The 17145-nt window shown below is 68.9% G+C and carries 19 protein-coding genes; 6 read left to right on the top strand and 13 right to left on the bottom strand.

Annotated features, from left to right (window positions below):
* The first annotated feature begins 181 nt into the window (after positions 1 to 181).
* The 3 genes from BHQ18_RS21055 (at position 182) to BHQ18_RS21045 (ending at position 3140) form a co-directional block, all read left to right on the top strand.
* Positions 182 to 1702: a carotenoid oxygenase family protein gene (locus BHQ18_RS21055; RefSeq protein WP_069415587.1), complete on the top strand. Its 1521-nt coding sequence runs from the start codon at positions 182 to 184 to the stop codon at positions 1700 to 1702.
* A gap of 27 nt (positions 1703 to 1729) precedes the next feature.
* Positions 1730 to 2593, top strand: a complete 864-nt coding sequence (locus tag BHQ18_RS21050; RefSeq protein WP_069415643.1) for a winged helix-turn-helix transcriptional regulator — start codon at positions 1730 to 1732, stop codon at positions 2591 to 2593.
* 97 nt (positions 2594 to 2690) lie between these two features.
* The gene (locus BHQ18_RS21045) at positions 2691 to 3140 is read left to right on the top strand and encodes an Hsp20/alpha crystallin family protein (RefSeq protein ID WP_069415586.1); all 450 of its coding nucleotides are present in this window, start codon (positions 2691 to 2693) and stop codon (positions 3138 to 3140) included.
* Between the two features lie 64 nt (positions 3141 to 3204).
* Here the strand turns inward: BHQ18_RS21045 and BHQ18_RS21040 are convergent, their stop codons facing one another.
* Together BHQ18_RS21040 and BHQ18_RS21035 are read right to left on the bottom strand one after the other, a co-directional pair.
* Entirely contained in the window at positions 3205 to 3798 is a 594-nt protein-coding gene (locus BHQ18_RS21040) for a GNAT family N-acetyltransferase (RefSeq protein WP_069415585.1), read from the bottom strand.
* Positions 3795 to 4232 (bottom strand): hypothetical protein, encoded by a 438-nt coding sequence (locus BHQ18_RS21035; RefSeq protein ID WP_069415584.1) that lies wholly within the window; start codon positions 4230 to 4232, stop codon positions 3795 to 3797. The genes BHQ18_RS21040 and BHQ18_RS21035 overlap by 4 nt, the downstream gene beginning before the upstream one ends.
* Before the next feature lie 77 nt (positions 4233 to 4309).
* Between BHQ18_RS21035 and BHQ18_RS21030 the strand changes: the two genes are divergently transcribed.
* Positions 4310 to 4756, top strand: a complete 447-nt coding sequence (locus BHQ18_RS21030; protein ID WP_069415583.1) for a cupin domain-containing protein — start codon at positions 4310 to 4312, stop codon at positions 4754 to 4756.
* Here BHQ18_RS21030 and BHQ18_RS21025 read toward each other — a convergent pair.
* Together BHQ18_RS21025 and BHQ18_RS21020 are read right to left on the bottom strand one after the other, a co-directional pair.
* Positions 4746 to 5465, bottom strand: coding sequence for a 3-keto-5-aminohexanoate cleavage protein (locus BHQ18_RS21025; RefSeq protein WP_069415582.1), 720 nt, complete (start codon positions 5463 to 5465; stop codon positions 4746 to 4748). The genes BHQ18_RS21030 and BHQ18_RS21025 overlap by 11 nt on opposite strands.
* Before the next feature lie 20 nt (positions 5466 to 5485).
* Positions 5486 to 5854 (bottom strand): Hsp15 family ribosome-associated heat shock protein, encoded by a 369-nt coding sequence (locus tag BHQ18_RS21020; RefSeq protein WP_205866156.1) that lies wholly within the window; start codon positions 5852 to 5854, stop codon positions 5486 to 5488.
* A 120-nt stretch (positions 5855 to 5974) separates the two neighbouring features.
* Here BHQ18_RS21020 and BHQ18_RS21015 point away from each other — a divergent pair, with 120 nt between their 5' ends.
* The gene (locus BHQ18_RS21015; RefSeq protein ID WP_069415580.1) at positions 5975 to 6523 is read left to right on the top strand and encodes a Rossmann-fold NAD(P)-binding domain-containing protein; all 549 of its coding nucleotides are present in this window, start codon (positions 5975 to 5977) and stop codon (positions 6521 to 6523) included.
* A gap of 4 nt (positions 6524 to 6527) precedes the next feature.
* Here BHQ18_RS21015 and BHQ18_RS21010 read toward each other — a convergent pair whose 3' ends face one another.
* Together BHQ18_RS21010 and BHQ18_RS21005 are read right to left on the bottom strand one after the other, a co-directional pair.
* On the bottom strand, positions 6528 to 7304 hold the full coding sequence (locus tag BHQ18_RS21010) for a VOC family protein (RefSeq protein WP_069415579.1): 777 nt from the start codon (positions 7302 to 7304) through the stop codon (positions 6528 to 6530).
* A gap of 69 nt (positions 7305 to 7373) precedes the next feature.
* A complete protein-coding gene (locus BHQ18_RS21005; RefSeq protein WP_069415578.1) occupies positions 7374 to 8276 on the bottom strand; it encodes an amidohydrolase family protein in 903 nt (300 codons plus the stop codon).
* 4 nt (positions 8277 to 8280) lie between these two features.
* On the opposite strand from BHQ18_RS21005, the gene BHQ18_RS21000 reads away from it, so the two are divergent.
* Positions 8281 to 8601 (top strand): DUF1330 domain-containing protein, encoded by a 321-nt coding sequence (locus BHQ18_RS21000; RefSeq protein WP_069415642.1) that lies wholly within the window; start codon positions 8281 to 8283, stop codon positions 8599 to 8601.
* 271 nt (positions 8602 to 8872) lie between these two features.
* Here BHQ18_RS21000 and BHQ18_RS20995 read toward each other — a convergent pair whose 3' ends face one another.
* From BHQ18_RS20995 to BHQ18_RS20965, 7 genes are read right to left on the bottom strand one after another with little or no spacing between them, the layout of a single operon-like run.
* Complete coding sequence (locus BHQ18_RS20995; protein ID WP_069415577.1) at positions 8873 to 10306, bottom strand: aldehyde dehydrogenase family protein; 1434 nt, start codon at positions 10304 to 10306, stop codon at positions 8873 to 8875.
* Positions 10307 to 10333: 27 nt separating this feature from the next.
* Complete coding sequence (locus BHQ18_RS20990) at positions 10334 to 12049, bottom strand: thiamine pyrophosphate-binding protein (protein WP_069415576.1); 1716 nt, start codon at positions 12047 to 12049, stop codon at positions 10334 to 10336.
* Between the two features lie 11 nt (positions 12050 to 12060).
* A complete protein-coding gene (locus BHQ18_RS20985) occupies positions 12061 to 12999 on the bottom strand; it encodes an acyl-CoA dehydrogenase family protein (RefSeq protein WP_069415575.1) in 939 nt (312 codons plus the stop codon).
* Complete coding sequence (locus BHQ18_RS20980; protein WP_069415574.1) at positions 12999 to 14165, bottom strand: acyl-CoA dehydrogenase family protein; 1167 nt, start codon at positions 14163 to 14165, stop codon at positions 12999 to 13001. Before BHQ18_RS20980 ends, BHQ18_RS20985 begins: the two co-directional genes overlap by 1 nt.
* Positions 14162 to 15088 carry a Gfo/Idh/MocA family protein gene (locus BHQ18_RS20975; protein WP_069415573.1) on the bottom strand — a complete coding sequence of 309 codons (927 nt, stop codon included), beginning with the start codon at positions 15086 to 15088 and terminating at the stop codon, positions 14162 to 14164. Before BHQ18_RS20975 ends, BHQ18_RS20980 begins: the two co-directional genes overlap by 4 nt.
* Positions 15085 to 16002 carry an acyl-CoA dehydrogenase family protein gene (locus BHQ18_RS20970; protein ID WP_069415572.1) on the bottom strand — a complete coding sequence of 306 codons (918 nt, stop codon included), beginning with the start codon at positions 16000 to 16002 and terminating at the stop codon, positions 15085 to 15087. Before BHQ18_RS20970 ends, BHQ18_RS20975 begins: the two co-directional genes overlap by 4 nt.
* On the bottom strand, positions 15999 to 17138 hold the full coding sequence (locus BHQ18_RS20965) for an acyl-CoA dehydrogenase family protein (RefSeq protein WP_205866159.1): 1140 nt from the start codon (positions 17136 to 17138) through the stop codon (positions 15999 to 16001). The genes BHQ18_RS20970 and BHQ18_RS20965 overlap by 4 nt, the downstream gene beginning before the upstream one ends.
* Positions 17139 to 17145 lie beyond the last annotated feature (7 nt).

Genomic DNA, 17145 nt, shown 5'->3' with positions numbered 1-17145 from the left:
CCCGAACCGACCGCGATGTACACGATTGTTTGCATCTCGGACAGGTTGGGCATCTCGGGTGCAGACAGCCGCGGCGGTCGACCGCCACGTCTGTTGAGGTCTCGTCGGTTCAGCTCAGAGCCGGCGGGGCCGCCTCGCGTACCCGGCCGAGTCACTCTGTTAGTTGTAGTAGCGTCTGTGCATGGCAACCGTGGACCTCGTCGGCAAGTACCTCTCGACGCTGCCCGACGACGACGACCACCCCTACCGCACCGGGCCGTGGCGCCCGCAGACCACCGAGTGGGACGCCGATGACCTCACCCCGGTGGCGGGTGAGATTCCCCGCGACCTCGACGGCGTGTATCTGCGCAACACCGAGAACCCGCTGCATCCGGCGCTGAAGTTCTACCACCCGTTCGACGGCGACGGCATGATCCACATCGTCGGCTTCCGCGACGGAAAAGCCTTCTACCGCAACCGATTCGTCCAGACCGACAGCTTCGTCGAGGAGAACGCGGCCGGCGGCCCGCTCTGGCCGGGGCTGGCCGAGCCGATCGAACTGGCCAAGCGGGACTACGGCTGGGGCGCGCGGACCCTGATGAAGGACGCGTCGAGCACCGACGTGACCGTGCACCGCGGTGTCGCGCTGACCAGCCACTACCAGTGCGGCGACCTGTACCGCGTCGACCCGTTCACCGGCGACACCCTCGGCAAGCAGGACTGGCACGGCCGGTTCCCCACCGGCTGGGGCGTGTCCGCGCACCCCAAGGTCGACGACCGCACCGGCGAGCTGCTGTTCTTCTCCTACAGCAAGCAGGCGCCGTACCTGCGCTACGGCGTCGTCGACCGCGACGACCACCTGGTGCACCTGACCGACGTGCCGCTGCCCGGCCCACGGCTGCCCCACGACATGGCGTTCACCGAGAACTACGCGATCCTCAACGACTTCCCGATGTTCTGGGATCCCGCGCTGCTGAAGGCCGACATCCACTTCCCCGGCTTCCACCCGGACATGCCGTCACGCTTCGCCGTCATCCCGCGTCGCGGCCGGCCGGACGACATCCGGTGGTTCGAGGCTGACCCGACCTTCGTCCTGCACTTCACCAACGCCTACGAGGACGGCGACGAGATCGTCCTCGACGGCTTCTACGAAGGCGACCCCAACCCGGTCGATACCGGTGCCGGATCCAAGTGGCAGCGAGCCTTTCGCTTCCTGGCGCTCGACCGCCTGCAGACCCGGCTGCACCGCTGGCGGTTCAACCTCGTCACCGGCACGACCACCGAGGAACAGCTGACCGACTCGATCACCGAGTTCGGGATGATCAATGCCGGCTACGCGGGCGCCCCGTACCGCTACGCCTACGCCGCCACCGGCAAGCCCGGGTGGTTCCTGTTCGACGGCCTGGTCAAGCACGACCTGCACACCGGCGCCGAGCAGCGGTTCATGTTCGACGACGGCGTGTACGGCAGCGAGACCGCGATGGCTCCGCGCGTGGGCGGCACCACCGAGGACGGCGGTTACCTGATCACCCTCACCACCGACATGAACGCCGACGCCTCCTATTGCCTGGTGTTCGACGCCGCCCGCGTCGCCGACGGCCCGGTGTGCAAACTTCCTCTACCCGAACGGATCTCGAGCGGCACCCACTCGACCTGGGCGCCGGGTGCCGAACTGCGGCGGTGGCGGGAGACCGATTCGGCGGCCGCGGCCGTCGGCCTGTAGGTGCCGCCGCCGAATGCCGTCGCCCGCATGCTGGGGCTGCTGGGCGACGAGTGGACACTGCTCGTCATGCAGCAGTCGCTGCTCGGAGCGACACGCTTCGGCGACTTCAAGGCACGCCTGCCGGTCTCGAACTCGGTGATGACCGCGCGGCTGCGTGCGCTCACCGACGAAGGCCTCCTCGACCGCCGCGAGTACCACACCCGACCGTCGCGGTTCGAATACCCGCCGACGACCCGGGGCCGCTCGCTGTGGCCGGTGCTGGTGTCGATCTGGGAGTGGGAGCGACGGTGGGTGCCCGATCACGCCACGCCGCTGCCGCGGATGCAGCACCTCGAATGCGGCGACGAGTGCTCCCCGGTGGTGACCTGCCGGGCGTGCGGCTCGGATGTCGGGGCTGAAGATGTTGTCGCGCACTGGGGTCCGAGCGGATCCTGGTCGCGGTCGGTTCCGCCGTCGTCGACGCGGCGACGCTCGGAGTCCGCGGCCGCCGGCCTCTTCCCCCAGACGATGAGCGTGATGGGCAACCGCTGGGGGTTCGCGCTGCTGGTGGCCGGCCTGGTCGGCATCCGGCGGTTCTCCGACTTCCAGTCACAGCTGGGCGCACCGCCGGGTTCGGTGGCCGACCGGTTGTCGATCCTGACCGCCAACGAGGTGTTCGACGCGGCCGACAACCGGTACCGACCCACCGAGAAGGGCTACGCGTTGTTCGCGGTGGTGATCACGGCGCTGCAGTGGGCGCAGCGGTGGTACGAGGCGCCGGACGGGCCCGCCGTCGTCGTGGAACACCCGTCCTGCGGGCACCGGTTCACCGCGGTGCTGACGTGTGACCGGTGCCGGAGGGCTCTGCGCGGCACGACGATTTCGGTCGTCTCGACTCCCGAATCGGACTAGCACTCTCCGGCAGAGAGTGCTAAACTGGCAGGTGCGCACAGTGATTTGGCTGCCCGCCAGGGTGGCGGGCTCTGGATGACATAGGAGGTGAATTGCTGTGCTTCGTTTCGATCCGTTCAGCGATTTTGATGCTCTGACCCGTGGTCTCCTCAGCAACCAGGCCGGGTCGAATCGTTCCCCGCGGTTCATGCCGATGGACCTGTGCAAGGTCGACGACCACTATCTTCTGACCGCCGATCTGCCGGGCGTCGACCCCGGTTCGGTGGACGTCAACGTCGACAACGGCACCCTGACGATCTCGGCGCATCGCACCGCGCGGTCCGAGGAGTCCGTGCAGTGGCTGGCCAACGAGAGGTTCTTCGGTACCTACCGCCGCCAGCTCGCGCTCGGCGATGGCATTGACGCATCGGCGATTTCGGCGACCTACGAGAACGGTGTGCTCAGCGTGACGATCCCGATGGCCGAGCGCGCCAAGCCGCGCAAGATCGAGGTCGCCGTCAGCGGTGACCAGAAGTCCATCGAACCGACGACTGTCGAGGCCGGGTAAGCCCGACACCAAGACTGCGGACAGATCGCGTTCTCCCCCTGAGAGTTGCGGTCTGTCCGCAGTCTCAGTAACGGCTCATCCGGTAGCGCAGGTTGTTGCGCACGGCCGGCCACTCCACGTCGAGAATCGAGTACACGACGGTGTCGCGGCGCGACCCGTCGGCCAGCACCTGGTGGCTGCGCAGCACTCCGTCGAGTTTCGCGCCGAGCCGCTCGATCGCCGCGCGGCTGGTGAAGTTGAAGAAGTGGGTACGGAATTCGACCGCGACACAGCCCAATTGGTCGAATGCGTGGCCCAGCATCAGCAGCTTGGTTTCGGAATTGACCCCGCTGCGGCGCGCGGCGGCCACGTACCAGGTGTTGCCGATCTCGAGTCGACGGTTCGCGGCGTCGACGTTGATGTAACTCGACGACCCGACCAGTGTGCCGTCGAGTCGGCGCACGACGAACGTCAACCCGCTCCCGGGGGCTCCGACCGCCAACCTGCCGTCGACCCATTGCTCGACCAGCTCAGGCGCCGGCGCCGCGGTGAACCACAGCCGGCCGAGTTCACCGTCGGCGGCGGCCGCCGCGATCTCCGGAAGATGCTCGCGCCTCAGCGGTTCCAGCATCACCCAGCGCTCGCCGGTGAGCCGCACGGGTGCGACGAACCCGCTCACAGCGCGCGGGAGGACGCACGCGGGGCCGACGCCCACGCCGCCACCATCGTCCACACCGACAGCAGCACCGCGACCCCGGCCGTCCCGACACCGATGTACCACCCGTAGCCGGCGGACACCGGCGCATAGACGTAGAGCCGGTAGTACCACACGGCGAGCACCAGCAGGAGCACCGAAACCGTCAGCGCCGCAGAGGAAGCCAGCCTCGGCGAGAGGCCCTGCGCCGCCAGCGCCCCCGCGACGATCAACACGGAAGCCAGCAGCATGATGAGCTGGCCCACCCCGAAGCCCGGCGCCGGAGTGGGCAGATCCCCCACGACGCCGCCGATCGCCGACGCGCGGTTGGGTCCCTCGGTCAGCCAGGGCAGCCACGCGCTCACGGAGATGGTCGCCCCGCACAGCGCGACCAGCCATCCGGGGCGCAGGCGCGACATGCCCCCGAGCCTATCGGGTGTGGTGCGGCGATCCGGTCTCTAGTGTGGAGTGTCCGACACCGAGAGGCGGTACCGGGATGACCGAACTCCCCGAGTGGGCGCGCCGCCTGGACCTGTCCCCTCACCCCGAGGGCGGCTGGTACCGGGAGACCTGGCGCAGCGATCTGACCGTGCCGCAGTCCGCGCTGCCGCCGGACTACAGCGGGCCCCGCAGCGCGGGCACGGCCATCCTGTTCCTGCTCATGCCGGGTCAACAGTCGGCGTGGCACACCGTGCGCAGCGCCGAACTGTGGCTCTACCATTCGGGCAGCCCGCTCATCCTGGAGATGGGCCCCGAACAGAGCGGCGCCGCAACGCATTTGCTGGGCGCGGACATTCTGGACGGGCAACAGCCGCAGCTGGTCGTGCCGCCAGGGCACTGGCAGCGCGCCCGCCCGCGCGACAACGAGCCGACGCTGGTCAGCTGCATCGTGGTGCCCGGATTCGACTTCGCCGACTTCTCGTTGGCCGCGCCTAGCGACTGAGCAGGTCGACCGCGGCCGCCACCAGTGCGGCGTTGTCGGCGGCCATCGACCCGTCGGGCAGCCGCAGCGTGTCCTCCATCCCGATGCGGGTCTGCAGACCGCGCAGGCCGGCGTGTTCCAGCAGCGGCCAACAGCTTTCGTCGAGGCCGTGCAGCAGCACCGGCGCCGGCGACCCGGCCGCCCGGATCCGGGCGAGCAGGTCGTCGGCGGTGTCCGTGTCGCCGTCGCCCTGCAGCTCGATCATCACCCGCAGGCAGTGCGGCGCGACCTCCGAGGCCGCCCACGAATCGGCGGCCTCGGCGTGGAAGATCCCGGCCTCCACCCCGATGCCGCGGTCCAGCAGCAGCTTCGCCAGATCTTCGGCGCCCGGTTCGTGCCAGTTCACCGACGCGAAGTCCGGCAACACCGACCAGCTCTCGACGGTGCGCCGGCGTTCGTGTTCGTCCGGCAACGCCCAGTAGCCCGTGGTCACCCCGAGCGGCAGGCCGGGCATGGCGTGGCGCACGGCGCCGACCGCGGCGTCGACGACGGCGGGCTGCAGGGAGTCGACGCCGTCGGGGCTCTTGGGGTGCAGATGCACGGCCTGGGCCCCGGCCCGGTGCACGTCGGCCGCCGCAACGGCCAGCTGGTCCGGAGTGATCGGCAGGCCTGGATGTTGCTCGGGAGTGCGCGCTCCGTTGATGCAGGCTTTCACGTAGGTCAGGGGCATGCCCCTGATCCTGTCAGCGATCAGCGGAACTGGCCCGCCCGCAGCTTCTCGAGCATCCGGCGGTCCCGTTTGGTCGGCCGGCCCGCCCCTCGGTCGCGGGCGGCAACCTGGACCGAGTCGGCCACCGTGGGCCGGGGGGTGCGGTCGAGGTAGCAGGTCACCGCGTCAGCCGCGCCGACCCGCTTGTGGATGACCCGCAGCACTTCGACGACTCGGGTGGTCTGGCCGATGCGGGCGCGCACCTCGTCGCCGGGCGACACCGTCGTCGCCGGTTTGGCCGGGCGCCCGTTGACCCGCACATGCCCGCCGCGGCAGGCCTCCGCGGCATCCGGGCGGGTCTTGGCCAGCCGGACCGACCACAACCAGCGATCTATGCGGGTCGACTCCACCCGTCCATCATGGCCCACCCCGATCACGACCTTATTGTGACCTTATCTAGGCCTTATTTTTCTTAAAAACTGTTGTACGGTGGTGGGCACGGCGCACCGCAGCGACGAAAGGAAGCCGACATGCATCACGAACCTGCACGGATCGCCCTGGTCACCGGCGGATCGACGGGCATCGGCGCCGACGTCGCCAACCGACTCGCCGACGCCGACACCCACGTCGTGCGGGCCGGCACCTCGGTCGAGTCCGCGGCGATGATCGACACGATCGGCGCCCGCTTCGGCCGGCTGGACACCCTGGTCTTCACGTCCGGTGAGCTCAGCGCCGCGATGCGGGTCGACCGCGACGCGCAGCGGCGTATCGCGCTGCGGGCCCTGCCGCTGATGCCCGCCGGCGGGCGGATCGTCTTCGTGACCAGCCACCAGGCGCACTTCTTCCCGAACAAGGCCGTCCCCAAGGGGTACACCGCGATCGCGGCCACCATGCGCGCCAACGAGACCGCGCTGTACGCGATGCGTTCGGAGTTCGCCCGCGCCGACGTCCACTTCACCGTGGTCTCCGGCGACCTGAGCGACGCGACCTTCGCGGATGCCGTCGTCAACGCGGCGAACACCCCGAACCCGAGCGGCGTCGTCTACGTCGGGCGGGCCGACTACCTGATGACGGCCTGACCGCTCACTGCAGCGACGACAGGTTGAACGCCGCCCCGGTCGGGTCGGCGACGGCGGCCAGGCGGCCGTAGGGGGTGTCCTCGGCGTCGCGCACCACGCTGCCGCCGTTGTCGAGGATCTGCTGCACGGACTTGTCGACGTCGTCGGCGCCGAAGTAGAAGCTCCAGTTCGACGGCACCCCCTCGGGCAGGAAGGCGCTGCCGTCCATCATGCCGAGCAGTGCTTCGCCGTCGAACAGCGCTGTGCGGTAGCGGAATTCGTCGGTGTCGGAAACGACCTCGATCTGCCAGCCGAACACCTCTTGATAGAACGCCTGCGCCTTGGCGATATCGCGGCCGGTCCACTGGAAGTACACCGGTGCGCCATGCTCGTTGACGAGGTCGAAGCCGCGGTGCCCCGTCGGCTGCCACAGGCCGACGAACGCCCCGTCGGTGTCGGCGAGCAGGCCCATCACGCCCTTGTCGGGCACCGGCATCGGCTCGTCCATCCCGCAGGTGGTCGCGCCGGCGGCGAAAGCCTTGGCCAGCGTCGCTTTGGCGTCGGTGGTGTGCAAGTAGGTGGTCCAGCCGTCGGGACTGTTCCACTGCGGGTCGTTGGACATCAGGCCCGCGACCGGTCGGCCGTCCTTGAGCGCGGTGACGTAGCCGCCGTATTCGGGCCCCGAGGACTCGAACGTCCAGCCGAACACCTCGCCGTAGAAGGCTTGGGAGCGTGCGATATCCGAGGTCGCCAGGTCGATCCAGATGGGTGCGCCGACGGGGGTGGAGGTGCGGACGGACATGGGGTCTCCTTCTCGAAGTGAGTGTGTCTACCCGGTGCAGACCACCACCGCCGCAGAAACTCATCGCCGCTACGCGGTCACCCCCAGGACCCGCAGCGCGTTGCCCTTGTAGATCAGCGGCACCACCGCCGGGTCGACGTCGAGGGTCTCGAAGTCGCGGCGCCACCGGTCGATCCGGATGTAGGGGAAGTCCGTGCCGAACAACACCTTGGTGCGCAGTTGGCGGCTCATCGCGCTGACCAACTGCGGCGGGAAGTACTTCGGGCTCCAACCGGACAGGTCGATGTAGACGTTGGCCTTGTGGGTGGCGATCGCGATCTGCGAGTCGACCCACGGCACCGCGGGATGGGCCATCACGAGCGTCAACTCGGGAAAGTCGGCAGCGACGTCGTCGAGCAGCATCGGGTCGGAGTAGCGCAGCTTGATGCGGTGCCCGCCGGGTAACCCGGAGCCCATGCCGGTCTGGCCGGTGTGGAACAGCGCGGGCACGCCGGCCTCGACGATCGCTTCGTAGATCGGGTAGAAGCGCCGGTCGTTGGGTTCGAACGCCTGCATGCTCGGGTGGAACTTGAAGCCCTTCACCCCGTAGTCGCGCACGAGTTCGTGGACGCGGTGCACGGCCCGGCGCTCGTGCCACGGGTCCACGCTGCCGAACGGGATCAGCACGTCGTTGTTGCGCGCCGCGCCGGCGACGAGGTCTTCGATCGAGTTCGGGGTGTGCCGCATGGCCGTGCGCGCGTCGATGGTGAACACCACCGCGGCGGTGTTGTGCTGCCGGTAGAGATCGGCGATCGCGTCGACGCCCGCGATCGCGCCCGGCGGCATCTTGAAGTACTTCTCGGTGGCCTCGACGAGTTCGTCGACGTAGGCCCTGTGCCCGTGGCCGTCGACCTCCACGTGCGTGTGGATGTCGATCGCTGCGATCGAGCCGAAATCGATCCCGTACTGGTACTTCTCGGCGGGTACCGTCACCCACGTGACGATATATGCGCTGAACCTGTTCGACGTCGCGAACCGCGACGAGTATCTCGCCTATTCGCGGCGGTCACCGCGGGAGGTCGCCGAACACGGCGGTCGCGTCGTCGCGCTCGGGCAGTTCCGTGAGGCCGTTCTCGGTGACATCGAACCCCGCAAGGTGCTGATCCTCGTCGAGTGGGATTCGAAGGAGGCGTTCGACAGCTACTGCGACGACCCGGATCTCGCCGACCTGCATGCCCATCGGGAGAACGGGTCGTCGTCGTATGTGTGGCACCTGTTCGACCGCCTCGACGACTTGCGGCCGCTACTCAAGGCGTGAACCTCGGCGCCTGAGCGCGCCGAACCCTCACCCGACGCGGCAGCCACGAAACCCACCGCGCGCCGAGCGTCGGGTTTTTCGCGCATTTCCGGCGAATTCGCGCCATAAACCCGACGCTCGACGACCAGGACCGGCCGAACCCTCAGCCAGCGGACTCCAGCGCGGCAACCCACCGCGCACCGAGCGTCGGGTTTTTCACGCATTTCCGGCGAATTCACGCCATAAACCCGACGCTCGACGACCAGGACCAGGACCAGGACCGGCCGAACCCTTACCCGGCGGGCTCCGGCGCGTAGCCGAGCGCGGCCTTGACCTCGAGATACTCGTCGAAGCCGAACTGGCCCCACTCGCGGCCATTCCCGCTGCGCTTGTAGCCGCCGAACGGCGCGTTCATGTCGAAACCGTGGTTGATCGCGACCGAACCGGCGCGGATCCGGCGGGCCACCGAGCGCGCCTTCTCCAGGTCGGCGCCCGAAACATAGCCCGCCAGACCGTATTCGGTGTCGTTGCCGATCTCGACGGCCTGATCGAGGTCGTCGTAGCCCAGGATGCACAGCACCGGGCCGAAGATCTCCTCGCGCGCGATCGTCATGTCGTTGGTGACGTTGGCGAACACCGTCGGCTTGACGTAGTAGCCCTTGTCGATACCGTCGGGACGGCCGGGACCGCCGACGACGAGCGTCGCGCCCTCGTCGATGCCCTTCTGAATCAGGCCCTGAATCTTCTCGAACTGTGCGCGCGAGGCCACCGGGCCGATCGCGGTCTTGTCGCCCGGGTCGCCGACCTTGACCGCACTGGCGGTCTCCTTGGCCACCGCGATCGCCTCGTCCATCCGCGAGTTCGGCACCAGCATGCGCGACGGCGCGTTGCAGCTCTGCCCGCTGTTCATCATCATCACCGACGTGCCCGCGGCCACGCTCTTGGCGAAGTCGTCGTCGTCGAGCACGATGTTCGGGCTCTTGCCGCCGAGTTCCTGTGTGACCCGCTTGACGGTCGGGGCGGCGTTGCGCGCCACCTCGATCCCGGCGCGGGTCGACCCGGTGAACGACACCATGTCGATGTCGGGATGGCTCGACAACGGCACCCCGACACCGGGGCCGTCGCCGTAGACGAGGTTGTAGACACCGGCGGGAACCCCTGCGGCATCAAGGATTTCGGTGAAGATCTGCGCCGAGTACGGAGCCACCTCCGACGGTTTGAGCACCATCGTGTTGCCGGTGGCCAGCGCCGGGAACACCTTGCAGGCGATCTGGTTGATCGGCCAGTTCCACGGGGTGATCAGCCCGCAAACGCCGATCGGCTCCTTGACCACCAGCGTGCTGCCGTGCTGCTCTTCGAATTTGAAGTTCTTCAGCGCGTCGATCGCGGTCGCCAGGTGCCCCATGCCGAGGTTGACCTGCGGACCCGAAGCCAGCGACGCCGGTGCGCCCATCTCCTCGGTGACCGCCTCGGCCAGATCGCCGGACCGCTTCTGGTATTCGGCCATGATCGCGCCGAGCAGTTCGAGCCGCTCCTCGGGCGTGGTCTGCGACCAGGTGGCGAACGCCCGCCGGGCCGCGGTGACCGCCACGTCGACGTCGGCCGACGAGCCCAGCGCGATCTTCCCGGAGACCTCCTCGGTGGTCGGGTTGTCGACCTCCAGCGAGTTCGGGCGGACCGGGTCGACCCACTGGCCGTCGATGTAGTGCTTCAGATATTCACGCATGGGTCCACTCTCCCCTAGTTCGGTGCCCTACTGGGTTCCTTCTGCATACCAGGTGCGGAATCGGTCGTACTTCGGCATCTCCTCGGAGTTGGCCTTCGGGTCGATGCAGACGTGGACGACGGCGGGCTTGCCGCTGGCGAACGCCCGCTTGATCGCCGGGCCGATCTCATCGTCCTTCTCGACGTATTCGCCGTGGCAGCCGAAACCTTCGGCGATCTTGTCCATCCGCACGTCCTTGCTCCAGTGCACACCGGGCTGCGGCGACGGCTGCTCGAACGTGCGCTTGTACACGCCGACCTCCAGTCCCCACTGGTGGTCCACGCCGACCACGCACACCAGCGGCAGGTTCTCCCGGACCGCGGTCTCGAGCTCGGCGATGTGGAACAGGAACGCCGAGTCACTGGTCAGCAGCATGACCGGGCGCTTGCGGCCCTCGGCGACCGACGCGCCGACGGCGTAGGGCAGGCCGGTGCCGAGGTGGCCGAAGTTCTGGTTCCAGATCACGTCGCGCGGTTTGGTCTGCGAGTAGGTCCACTGGAAGATCACCGTGGCGCCGCCGTCGCGGACCAGGATGCCGTCCTCGGTGCACTCGTCGAACGCCTTGGTGGACTCGACGACGTAGCGCGCCGGATGGATCGGCGCCCGTCCGCTCGGCGCCTCCTCAGCGACCCGGGCCAGCTCGGCCGCATCGGCCTTGATCAGCTTCTCGAGGTCGGCCGACGGGGTCCGCGGGCTCTGGCGGAGCGCCTCCACCAGCTGCGGCACCACCCCGCGCAGATCACCGACCAGCGGCACGTCGATCGGCCGGTTTACGCCGATCGCGGTCGGATCCTGTTCCACCAGAATCCATTTGCGGTTCGCGTCATTGTCGGCCCAGTGCTGGGTCTTGCCGTAGTGCATGGGCTCGCCGAGTTCGGTGCCCAGCGCCAGACACAGATCGGACTGCTCGACGGCCTCGTTGGCGGCCGGCGAGAACAGGTACGGGAACGTGCGGTCCTGCAGACCCGGGATGAACGACGTACCACCGGATGTCTGGATCACCGGGCAGGCCATCAGCTCAGCCAGTTCCCGTACCTGCTCCTGGGTGCGTGAGGTGTGAACCCCGTGGCCCACCAGCAGGATCGGGTTCTTGGCCGTGCGGATCAGGGCGACGGCCTCGGCGATCTCACGCTCGCCGGCGCCCTGGTTGACAAGGCGATAACGGTTCGGCGGCAACGGATCCGGTACGTCGAGCTCTTCGAGGATGATGTGCGACGGGAACTCGACGTAGGACGGTCCCGGCGTGCCCGACATGGACTGCCGGACGGCCTCGCGGATGATCTCGTCGGTCTGGTCGGCGTACTCGATCGAGCTGCTGAACTTGACCGAGTTCTTGAACAGGTCCTCCTGCTGGACGAACTGGATGCGGCCGCGGCGCACGCGGCGCTCGGTGATGCGGGCACGCTGGCCGCCGAGCACGATGACGGGCGAGTTCTCGACCAGCGCGCACTGGATCGCGCCGGCGATGTTCGCCATGCCCGGGCCCAGTGTGCCGATGCACAGCCCCGGCGCACCGGTCATCCGCGACGCGGCCTCGGCCATGAACCCCGCACTCAGCTCGTGGTGCGGTGCGACGACCGACCAGCCGCGGGCGTCGGCCTCGGTGAACATGTGCACGAAGTTGGGGTCGGGGATGCCGAACAACGTGTTGACTCCCTCGGCCTCGAAGAGGTCGAGAATGCGCTTGTAAACGGGTACGCCCATGAGTTCTCCTTCTAGTGGTAGCGCTGCGAGAGTGTTTTCCGGTGCGCCGCAGGCGATCCGAACAGTGAACGGTTGAGGGTGGCGCGTTTGAGGTAGACGTGGATGCCGCTCTCCCACGTGTAGCCGATGCCGCCGTGCAATTGCATGGCTTTCCCGGCGACGTCGACGGCGGCCGCGCAGGTGTACGACTTGGCCATGGCCACCGCGACCGCGGCCTCGGGTGACTGCTCGGTGACGGCGCGTACCGCGTCACCGACGAGTTGGCGCGACACCGCGATGCTGACCTGCATGTCGGCGCAGGCGTGCTTGACGGCCTGGAACGAGCCGATGGCCCTACCGAACTGCTGACGCACCTTCACGTAGTCGACGGTGGCGGCGAGCATGGCCTCGCTGAGTCCGAGGCTGTCGCAGGCCACGGCGACGGCCGCGCGGTCGCGCAGCCGTGACGCGGCGCCGTCATCGGCGAAGGGGAGCAGTTCGGCTGAGTCCTCGACCGCGACGGCGGCCAGCCTGCGGGTCTGGTCGACGACGGGTCGCGGCGTGGCCTGCTGTTCGGTCACCGCGACGCCGCGGTCGGTGACGACCAGGACGCGGTCGGCGCCCTCGGCATCGGGTACGAAGTCGTACGGTGGCAGCGCCACCGCCAGCCGTGTCGTCCCGGCGGCCACCTCGGTGAGCAGCCGGTCGCGAGTGGCGCTGGGCGCCAACGCGTTCAGTGTGGCGACGGTCAGCACCGCGCTGCCCAGGAAACTGGTGGCGGCCGCGGCGCGGCCGATCTCCTCGCAGATGACCGCGACTTCGGCGAACGACGCACCGGCCCCGCCGTACTGTTCGGGCACCTCGAGTCCGACCCAGCCCGCCTCGACCAGCGTCGACCAGTCGACGTCCTTGGCGAGGATGCCGGAAGCGACCGCGCGCAGTTCGTCGTGGAATTCGGTGAAGTCGGTCATCAGAGGGCGCTCGGTTCCCGCGGCAGGCCCAGGCCGCGCTCGCCGATGATCGTGCGTTGGATCTCGCTGGCGCCGCCGGGGATCGTCCATTCCCACGATCCGATGAAGTCGAGCACCCACGCGCCGGACTCCCATCCGCTGGAGGCCGGTTTGGCCAGTTCGGTGTGGGCGGCCAACCCGCCGACTTCGGCGCCGAAGTCGGTCATGCGCTGCAGCAGCTCGCTGTAGAACAGCTTGACGATCGAGGCGTCGGCCGGCCCGGCGGTGCCGCTCTCGTTGTCCTCGACCACTTTTCGGCATAGCCCGCGCAGTCCGGTCAGCTCGGTCTCGAACTGTGCGAGCCGGTCGGCGACGATCGGGTCGTCGACCGGAGCGCTTTGCACCAGCCAGCGGAAGCCGGCGTTGCCGAGGCGTTCGGCGAGTTCCAGCATGGTCATGCCGCGCTCGGCGCCCAGGGTGGCCTGGGCCACCTGCCAGCCCGCATTCTGCTCGCCGACCAGGTTCGCCGCGGGGATCGCCACGTCGTTGAGGAAGATCTCGCAGAAGTGCGAGTCGCCGACCGCGTTGCGGATGGGACGGACCTCGACGCCGGGTGTGGTCATGTCGAGCAGGAAGTACGAGATTCCCTTGCGCTTGGGCGCATCCGGGTCGGTACGGGCCAGCAGCAGGCACCAGTCGGCGTGCTTGCCGCCGCTGGCCCACAGCTTCTGCCCGTTGACGATGTAGGAGTCGCCGTCGCGTCGCGCGGTGGTGCGCAGGCTGGCCAGGTCGGATCCGGCTTCGGGTTCGGAGAAGCCCTGCACCCAGATCTCGCCGTCCAGGATCGCGGGCAGATGTCGTCGACGCTGCTCCTCGGTACCGGCGACCAGCAGCGTCGACGCGGCGTGGTGAATACCGACGAACGCCAGCACCAACCGCGGCGCGTCGTGGGCGGCCAACTCCTGGTACAGCACCACCTGCTCGGGCACCGACATGCCGCCGCCCCACTCGGCGGGCCAGTGCGGGACGGCGTAGCCGGCGCTGTGCAGTGTGGCGAACCACTGCTTCTGAAAGGCCACGAACTGCTCATCGGTTGCGCCGGTCTGGGTTTCGCGCCAGTCCGACGGGATGTGCTCGACGCACCACTGCCGCACTGTCTGGCGGAACTGGTCGAGGTCGGCGCTCACAGCCGCACCGCCTTGGCCCGCAGCTCGTCCATGACACGCGCGACCGCGACACCGTCGTCGAAGGACGGGGCGATCTGGGTGCCGGTGCGCAGCGCCTCGGCCACGCGACCGAAGAACGTCGACAGCGCGGGCGGCGGTGAGCGCCGCGGCGGCGGTGCAAACTCGGCGGTCTCGGGGTCCGCGCCCGGCCGCCGCACCACAAGCGTGGTGTCGGACGCCAATTCGGCGGTGCCATCGCTTCCGATCAGCGTGACCGACGGCGCCGAGGGTACGGCGCAGGCGAACCCGGTGTCGTGGACGGCGGTGGTGCCGTTCGCCAATGCGAACCACGCCGCATACGCATCCTCGGCGGTGGCCTGCGTGGGCGACCCGTCGAGGCGGGTGACGCCGCCGCAGTCGGTGACCTCGCTGCCGAAGAGCCACCGGGTGAAGTCGATCAGATGCGAGCCGTAGGCGCCGATCCAGCCGCCGCCGAGGTCGCGGTCGTTGATCCAGCCGAACTCGCGGCCGCGCAGCCCGCTCGAGAAGTACGTCCAGTGCAGGTGTCGCGGTGTGCCGATCGCCCCGCTGTCGGCCAGTTCCTTGAGCCGCGCCCACGACTCGTTGAACCGGAACTCGAAGTTCAGGAAATGCAGCACACCGGCCTCGTCGGCCATCTCGCGCATCCGTACCGCTTCGTCGGCGTTGCGTCCGAACGGCTTGTCGCACAGCACCGGACGGCCGTTCTCGAGCGCACCGCTGACATGCTCGAGATGCAGGAACGGCGGCGAATGCACGGAGACCAGATCGACGTCGGAAGCCAACGCCGCCTTGACCGCGGCGTCGTCGCGCGGGCTGACGACCTCGACGTCGAAGCCGGCTTCGGCGTATGCGGGTGCCGCCGCGTGCTTGCCGAAACCGGTGCCGATCACCGCGACCTTCATGCGTACAGTCCCGTCAGACCTGCGCGGCCGGCGGTGCGGGTCAGGGCTTCGCGGGTCGCGGACAGGCCCAGCGGCAGCCGGCGTAGCGGTTGGCTGTAGCGCGACAGCCACGACAGCGTGGTCTCGTCGCAGAAGCCGACCGCGCCGTGCAGCTGGTGGCAGACCCGGAACACGATTTCGGCGGCTTCGAGTGCCGACAACCGCAGCGCCAGCGCGTCGGTCAGCGCTTCGGGACGGCCGGTGGCGATGCTCCACAACGCGTACTTGGCCAGGATGTCCAGTCCGCTGCGCTCGACCTCGGCGTCGGTCAGCTGGAACTGCACACCCTGGAACGACGACAGTGTCTGCCCGAACTGCTTGCGCAGGCTGACGTGCGCGACGGTCAATTCGATTGCGCGGTCGAGCATGCCCAGAAGCGTCCAGCACGGCAGCACCAGTCCGAGCGCGACGTCGGCGGCGCCCTGATCGTCGACGGCGGAGGTCTGCAGCTCGGACACGAAGCCCGGCCCGACGGGCCCGGTTCCGGTCACGGTACCGCGGACGCCGCCCAGGGTGACTGTGGACCAACGGGTCTCGAGACCGCCGACGGCGGCCGCGGGCCGGTTGCCGGCCACCACGATCAGGCCGTCGGTGTCGAGGTCGGTCGGGGCGGCCAGCCGTTCGGCGACCGGGTACGGCAGCGCCCAGTATCCCGCGCTGCGGCACAGCGCCGCGGCGGCTTCCAGCCCGTCGGCGTCGCTGCGCGCGTCGAGGTCCCAGGCGCCCAGACCGGCCAGTACCGGGCCGACCAGCGATTCGCGCGCCTCGGGTTTGGCCTCGGCCTGCTGGACCAGTTCGTCACCCCCGGCGGCCTCGAACGCGCGCAGCGCCTGACGGCCGTACTCGGCGGCGTCCTCGGACAGTTCGAGATTCACCGCGCCACCGCCAGCATCGCGCGTGACAGCAGAATCCGTTGCATCTCAATGCTTCCCGACGAGACGGTCGAGGCCTGCGAGTATCTCCAGTGGTCGTCGACCTCACCGAGGAACCACGCGGCCCGCCGGTCGTCGTGGGACACCTCGGCGGCGATGTCCATCAGCACCTCGGCGCTGTCCTGGTCGAGCTTGGTCACCGCGATCCGGTAGGCCGCGGCGTCACCCGGCTGGATGCGGCCGCTGCTCTGCAGCGAAACCACCCGGTAGGCCATCAACCGGGCCCGCCGGCAGTGCGTCAGCATCCGGATCCACCGGCCGCGCAACTCCCCCGGAAGGTCGTCCCAGCGGTCGCCGAGCACGGTGGGTGCGGCGGCCAGCAGACGTTCGCAGCGGGCGTAGCGGGCGATGCCGACGCGCTCGAATGCCATCACGTCCTGCACCACCGACCAGCCCGCGTCGACCGTCCCGAGCACGTCGGCCTCGGTGACCCGCAGGTCGTCGAAGAACACCTCGTTGAGGTGGTGCGGGCCCAACATGGAGCGGATCGGCCGGACCTGGATCGCCGGGTCATCCATCGGGACAAGGAAAATCGTGAGGCCCTGCTGCTTTTTCTCACCGCGCGACGTGCGAGCGAGCAGGAAGCACCACTGCGCCATCGTCGCGTACGACGTCCAGATCTTCTGCCCGCTGACCAGCCAGCCGTCGCCATCGGGGCGGGCGGTGGTGCGCAGCGACGCCAGATCGGAGCCGGCCTCGGGTTCGGAGAAGCCCTGACACCAGATCACCTCGCCGCGCGCGATCGGCGGCAGGTGCTTGCGCTGCTGGGCCTCGGTGCCGTGCCGCATGATGATCGGGCCGACCCAGTTGACGCCCATGTACTGGGCGCCGCGCGGTTCGTGGTGCGCCCACATCTCCTCGCGCACCACGGTCTGCTCCCACACCGACGCCGCGCCGCCGCCGAACTCCTTGGGCCAGGCCAGGCACAGCAGTTCACGTTCGGCCAGCATGCGGCAGAACTGTTGCGCCACCTCCAGATCGGCTGGATCGTCGGTGAACGCGCCGAGGTAGTTCTCCGGTACGTGCTCGTCGACCAGGGCACGCAGTTCCCCGCGCAACTCCGCTGCTCTCTGCCCCATCTCGAAG

This window comes from Mycolicibacterium flavescens (assembly GCF_001722335.1).
GTDB classification, from domain to species: domain Bacteria; phylum Actinomycetota; class Actinomycetes; order Mycobacteriales; family Mycobacteriaceae; genus Mycobacterium; species Mycobacterium flavescens.
The sequence above is the reverse complement of the archived record's forward strand: the minus strand, read 5'-3'. Positions and strand labels throughout refer to the sequence as shown.

Bases quoted from the DNA above. Each gene is read 5' to 3' on its own strand.
- BHQ18_RS20995 (WP_069415577.1), bottom strand. From the start codon at position 10,306: ATGCGTGAATATCTGAAGCACTACATCGACGGCCAGTGGGTCGACCCG.
- BHQ18_RS21050 (WP_069415643.1), top strand. From the start codon at position 1,730: ATGCTGGGGCTGCTGGGCGACGAGTGGACACTGCTCGTCATGCAGCAG.
- BHQ18_RS21030 (WP_069415583.1), top strand. From the start codon at position 4,310: ATGACCGAACTCCCCGAGTGGGCGCGCCGCCTGGACCTGTCCCCTCAC.
- BHQ18_RS21025 (WP_069415582.1), bottom strand. From the start codon at position 5,465: ATGCCCCTGACCTACGTGAAAGCCTGCATCAACGGAGCGCGCACTCCC.
- BHQ18_RS20990 (WP_069415576.1), bottom strand. From the start codon at position 12,049: ATGGGCGTACCCGTTTACAAGCGCATTCTCGACCTCTTCGAGGCCGAG.
- BHQ18_RS20965 (WP_205866159.1), bottom strand. From the start codon at position 17,138: ATGGGGCAGAGAGCAGCGGAGTTGCGCGGGGAACTGCGTGCCCTGGTC.
- BHQ18_RS21055 (WP_069415587.1), top strand. From the start codon at position 182: ATGGCAACCGTGGACCTCGTCGGCAAGTACCTCTCGACGCTGCCCGAC.
- BHQ18_RS21035 (WP_069415584.1), bottom strand. From the start codon at position 4,232: ATGTCGCGCCTGCGCCCCGGATGGCTGGTCGCGCTGTGCGGGGCGACC.
- BHQ18_RS21010 (WP_069415579.1), bottom strand. From the start codon at position 7,304: ATGTCCGTCCGCACCTCCACCCCCGTCGGCGCACCCATCTGGATCGAC.
- BHQ18_RS20975 (WP_069415573.1), bottom strand. From the start codon at position 15,088: ATGAAGGTCGCGGTGATCGGCACCGGTTTCGGCAAGCACGCGGCGGCA.
- BHQ18_RS21015 (WP_069415580.1), top strand. From the start codon at position 5,975: ATGCATCACGAACCTGCACGGATCGCCCTGGTCACCGGCGGATCGACG.
- BHQ18_RS20985 (WP_069415575.1), bottom strand. From the start codon at position 12,999: ATGACCGACTTCACCGAATTCCACGACGAACTGCGCGCGGTCGCTTCC.